3 protein-coding genes, 1 tRNA gene and 2 pseudogenes are annotated in these 5,326 nt (G+C 46.2%); 5 read left to right on the forward strand and 1 reads right to left on the reverse strand.

Going from position 1 to position 5,326, the window contains the following annotated elements:
• The coding region (gene xdhA, locus QZF50_RS22425; protein ID WP_290389001.1) for a xanthine dehydrogenase molybdenum-binding subunit XdhA at positions 1-1,667 on the reverse strand (1,667 nt) is incomplete at its 3' end.
• Between the two features lie 414 nt (positions 1,668-2,081).
• Between xdhA and actS the strand changes: the two genes are divergently transcribed.
• The 5 genes and pseudogenes from actS to QZF50_RS22445 form a co-directional block, all read left to right on the forward strand.
• The gene (gene actS / locus QZF50_RS22430) at positions 2,082-2,837 is read left to right on the forward strand and encodes an amidase activator ActS (protein ID WP_001272558.1); all 756 of its coding nucleotides are present in this window, start codon (positions 2,082-2,084) and stop codon (positions 2,835-2,837) included.
• Between the two features lie 78 nt (positions 2,838-2,915).
• Positions 2,916-2,989, forward strand: a tRNA-Gly gene (locus QZF50_RS22435).
• 233 nt (positions 2,990-3,222) lie between these two features.
• The gene (locus QZF50_RS22440) at positions 3,223-4,833 is read left to right on the forward strand and encodes a glycoside hydrolase family 15 protein (protein WP_000676936.1); all 1,611 of its coding nucleotides are present in this window, start codon (positions 3,223-3,225) and stop codon (positions 4,831-4,833) included.
• Between the two features lie 12 nt (positions 4,834-4,845).
• A pseudogene (locus tag QZF50_RS23775) lies at positions 4,846-4,965 on the forward strand (type III secretion protein); the annotation flags it as partial.
• Positions 4,925-5,326: pseudogene (locus tag QZF50_RS22445) on the forward strand (YscQ/HrcQ family type III secretion apparatus protein); the annotation flags it as partial. The pseudogenes QZF50_RS23775 and QZF50_RS22445, both read left to right, overlap by 41 nt.

Raw genomic sequence — 5,326 nt, forward strand, 5'->3', positions numbered from 1 at the left:
GCGGCGTGAGCGATGATGTTCGCTTTTAATAATAGTGCCGCACTGCGCAGCGCAGGCGCGGCAACATAGCTCTGGCGTGAGGCAAATGCGCCGGGATCGAACGGCGTAACGTCGGTATCTTGAGTTGAAATAACGCGAACGTCGCTGACCGGAACCCCCACGGTTTCTGCCACCATTTGCGAGAAGACGGTGTCGGCACCCTGACCGATTTCCGTCGCGCCGCTTTGCACGTTGATGGTTCCATCCTGATTCATCAGAAGGCGCGCGCCTGCTATTTCTACGCCGACAGGCCAGGTGTTAGAGGTGTAGCTAAAACAGGCGACGCCAACGCCGCGGCGCAAATTGCCTTGCTGGTTCTGGCATTCTGCACGGCGTTTTTCCCATTCAAAGATTTTCCGGCCTTTTTCAAGACACTCCGGCAACCCTGCGCTGTAAATACGTTTGCCCGTGAGCGGATTAGCATCTCCTTCGCGGGCGGCGTTGCGTAAACGAATTTCAACAGGATCAATACCTAACGCTGTCGCGGCGTCATCAAGCATAGACTCAACGGCAAATACGACTTGTGGCGCGCCATAACCACGCATCGCACCAGCCGAGGGGAGGTTGGTATAGCAGGTCTTTGAACTGTAAGCGTAGGCACAACGAGGATAAAGGTAAGCGACTTTATTCCCCCCCGCAGAAGCGATGGAGTGCCCGTGAGATGCATAAGCGCCGGTGTTAGACAGAACATCCAGACTATAACCTTTCAATGTTCCGTCGCGGTTCACGCCCATTTGCCCGTCAATGGTAAAAGCGTGGCGGGTACGGGTTGCGAGGAAACACTCTTCACGGCTAAGGGAAACTTTCACCGGAATGCCGCCAAGCTTGCTGGTCAGGAATGCCGCCATTGGCTCTTCCAGTACATCCTGTTTATTACCAAAACCGCCACCGACAAACGGTTTGATGACTCGTACGCATGACCAGGGAATATCCAGCGCCTGACCAACCACGCGGCGAACAATGTGCGGGATCTGGGTGCTGGAAACGATGGTAATTCGCGAGTCATCCTCCATCCACGCCAGCGATGTTACGCTTTCCATGTGACAATGTTGAATAACGGGGGTCTGATAGTGCCCCTGTACCTGGTAGTCGGCGGCATCGATTGTTTGTTGGACATTACCCGTCGACATCGTGCTTTGTTTCAGTAAATTGCCACCGTTATGGATTGGTGCAGCGTCTTCTGCCAGCGCCGCTTCTGGCGTGGTGATAACGGGTAATTCTTGCCACTCAATGCTGACCAATTGCGCCGCTTTTTCTGCCGTGAGTTCATCGCGGGCCACGACGATGGCAACGGCGTCACCATGATGACGAACATGGCGAGTTAGCAGTGCGCGATCGGCGGTATCGCGCTTGTTTTCGTCAAGTGTCCAGGCATGCCCAGCAGTAGCAAATGGAATATCAGGCACATCTTCCCAGGTAAAAATCGCCAGTACGCCCGGCAAACTTCTGGCTTGTTCATCATTAATACTTACGGCATAACCATGTGCGATAGGGCTACGTACATATTTCGCATAACACATGCCCGCCATAACATAATCGTCAGTATATCGTGCCCGCCCGGTGACCTTAGCAATGGCATCGACGCGCATGCATGATTCACCCGTAGCGGTTGCTTCCCGCGCTTCCATAGAAATCCCCTCGATTTGAACATTTGGTTCTTATGGCAAAGATTTAGTCTAAGCAGGCAAGATTTACGCCAGAAACGACGATAAGCGTTAGGGGAGGTAGGAAGTGTGATGACGTTAAAAAAACACAGATATGATACGAAACAGGACTCTGAATAGGGGCAGTGATACGTATCAATATGAGTGGCGATAAAATCAATGTGATAAATTGGGATTATTACGCATCAGGATGGGAAATAGGGTAAAAAGTCAGGAAGTTCGATACCTCTACAGCGAATATTTTGCTGATGATACTTCCCTTTGCCAAATGAAATTAACCTCTTTCTCTATTACCACGTTTTTCCAGAAGCAAGAGATTGGGTATCAAGAGGCTGGCTGCTATGATAAGGCGTCTTGTTTTTTAAGCGAGGAAAGATTTTGAGTGCGGGACGCCTGAATAAAAAATCTCTGGGTATCGTGATGTTGTTATCGGTTGGACTGCTTTTGGCGGGCTGTTCGGGTAGCAAATCATCCGATACAGGAACGTATTCCGGCTCCGTTTACACCGTGAAACGGGGGGATACGCTATATCGTATTTCGCGCACCACGGGAACCAGCGTAAAAGAACTGGCGCGACTGAACGGCATTTCCCCCCCTTACACCATTGAAGTTGGTCAGAAACTAAAACTGGGTGGGGCGAAAAGTAGCAGTAGTACACGTAAATCAACCGCCAAATCAACGACCAAAACCGCATCGGTTACACCGTCATCAGCGGTACCGAAATCTTCCTGGCCGCCAGTAGGGCAACGTTGTTGGTTATGGCCAACGACAGGGAAAGTTATCATGCCGTATTCGACAGCAGATGGCGGCAATAAAGGGATTGATATCTCAGCTCCACGGGGTACACCTATTTACGCCGCGGGTGCAGGAAAGGTGGTGTATGTGGGCAACCAGCTGCGTGGCTACGGTAATCTCATCATGATTAAACACAGTGAAGATTACATTACGGCTTACGCCCATAATGACACGATGCTGGTAAATAATGGGCAAAGCGTGAAGGCTGGGCAAAAAATCGCCACTATGGGGAGCACGGATGCGGCATCTGTTCGCCTGCATTTCCAGATTCGTTACCGTGCAACGGCAATTGATCCGCTACGTTACTTGCCGCCGCAGGGCAGCAAGCCAAAATGCTGATGGCGAATTAATCAGCAGTCAGCAGCGCGGCACTTGCTAAGGAGAGCGTAAGGTTTATAATGCCTTACGCATCTCGAAGCGGGCGTAGTTCAATGGTAGAACGAGAGCTTCCCAAGCTCTATACGAGGGTTCGATTCCCTTCGCCCGCTCCAATTTATCTTCACCTGATCAATCTGCCATTTTTGCTGTATCTGATTTTCTATATTATCTTAATTCAATCGCTTCAGACTTTTCGCAATCGCCGTAATACTTCCCCATTTTGTTGTAAATAAAAAGCGTTTACGCAATGCAATCCTTTTGTAACAACCCAGGTAAAACACCTTATTTTCAAGTTGTTAAATAAGTGGTTATCTACGCTTTTAACAAACGATTGATGGAATATTTTATGAAAGGGAAATCTGCATTAACTCTTCTGCTCGCTGGTATATTTTCGTGCGGCACATGCCAGGCGACAGGGGCAGAAGTGACGAGTGAATCTGTATTTAACATTCTTAATTCCACGGGGGCAGCAACAGATAAAAGTTATTTATCGTTAAATCCAGATAAGTATCCTAATTATCGTCTTTTGATTCACTCAGCCAAATTACAAAATGAAATAAAGAGCCACTATACCAAAGACGAAATTCAAGGATTGCTAACATTAACAGAAAACACACGAAAGTTAACGTTGACGGAGAAACCCTGGGGAACGTTTATTCTTGCTTCTACTTTCGAAGATGACAAAACAGCGGCACAAACCCACTATGATGCTGTCTGGCTGAGGGATAGTTTATGGGGCTATATGGCATTAGTATCAGATCAGGGAAATAGTGTAGCCGCAAAAAAGGTTCTGCTCACCCTGTGGGATTATATGTCTACGCCCGACCAGATTAAGCGGATGCAGGACGTCATTAGCAACCCCAAACGACTGGATGGAGTTCCCGGGCAAATGAATGTTGTGCATATCCGATTTGACAGCAACTCCCCCGTGATGGCAGATGTGCAGGAAGAAGGCAAGCCGCAGCTGTGGAACCATAAACAAAATGATGCGTTAGGTCTTTATCTTGATCTCCTTATACAAGCAATCGACACTGATACAATTAACGCTGAAGATTGGCAAAAAGGTGACCGATTAAAATCGGTTGCGCTGCTGATTGCTTATCTGGATAAAGCCAATTTCTATGTTATGGAAGATTCCGGAGCATGGGAAGAAGATGCCCGATTAAACACATCTTCCGTTGCACTGGTGACCTCTGGACTGGAACGTTTGTCGAACTTACTCTCGAAGAAAGACTCTGTTTTTGTCTCTGATTTACTACGCGAAGCTAAAGCCAATGAACTGGATGAACCTCTTTCAACAACGAGGTTGAACCACCTCATAGATAAAGGTTATGAAAGAATAACGTTACAGCTTGATTTAGGGGGAGAATCCCCAGGTTATCTGGAAAAAGATAAACATTACAGAGAAGCCGATGCGGCTTTACTTAATGTTATTTATCCTGCAAATCTTGCAAAGATAAACACCAGAAGAAAAGAGCAGGTTCTAAAAATAGTTAAAAAACTAGCAGGTCCGTATGGTATAAAAAGATACGAGAAGGATAATTATCAGTCGGCAAATTTTTGGTTCAATGATATTAAAACCGATACCGATCAAAATTCACATGCGAAAAGAGAAAAGAGCTTCATTCCATCAACAGAAGCAGAATGGTTTTTTGACTCATGGTATGCAAAATCAGCAGCAATTGTTTATAAAGAATCAAGAAAGGAAGAGTATTTGAATGACTCAGTGCAATTTATGAATAGATCATTGGCCCAAATAACAGGCGAGAATATGATTGGTGCAAATGGCAGGAGTGTACCTGAAATGGCACTTCCCGAAAGCTATAACTATATCCACAAGTCGGGAACTTTGCATGAAGCGCCAAGCCCTATCATTCCGCTAAATTGGTCGAAAGCTTCAATGACTCTCATGTTGAAAGAGATGTCCAACCTTATCAATGATGAGGGAATTAAATAGTTTTCATAATGAGTTACAGCACAACGTTGGGTATTGACTGAGCAAGATGAACGACAAGGACAACGACATCAGCCTTATGAGGAGCAAGAAAATGAAAGCAAATTCGAAAACGATCAGAAGGATGAAAGTTAATGTTCGGTCTGAGGAAAGTAAATCGAAACACTCATACGTTTGAAACCACTTTTCAAAATTGGAAAGAAAATGGCGAAGATGTTGCATTATTAATGCCCGAATTTAGTGCTAAATGGTTACCGATAGCAGAAGAGAGTGGCAGCTGGTCTGGATGGGTATTGCTTGGAGAAATATTTCCCTTAATTTCATCTGAGCTCGCTGGGATGGCTTTAATGCCAGAAACGGAAAGGTTAATAGGGGAATGGCTCAGTTTATCCAGTTCCCCGTTAAATCTAAAGCATCCTGAACTAAAATATAATCGTTTGCACGTAGGTAAAGTATTTGATGGAGTATTGAGCCCTGCTCAACCACTAATAAGAAT

It is taken from the genome of uncultured Escherichia sp., assembly GCF_948475835.1.
Classification (GTDB): domain Bacteria; phylum Pseudomonadota; class Gammaproteobacteria; order Enterobacterales; family Enterobacteriaceae; genus ECMA0423.

Coding starts and splice junctions, on each gene's coding strand:
- QZF50_RS22440 (WP_000676936.1), top strand. CDS start 3,223: ATGAAAGGGAAATCTGCATTAACTCTTCTGCTCGCTGGTATATTTTCG.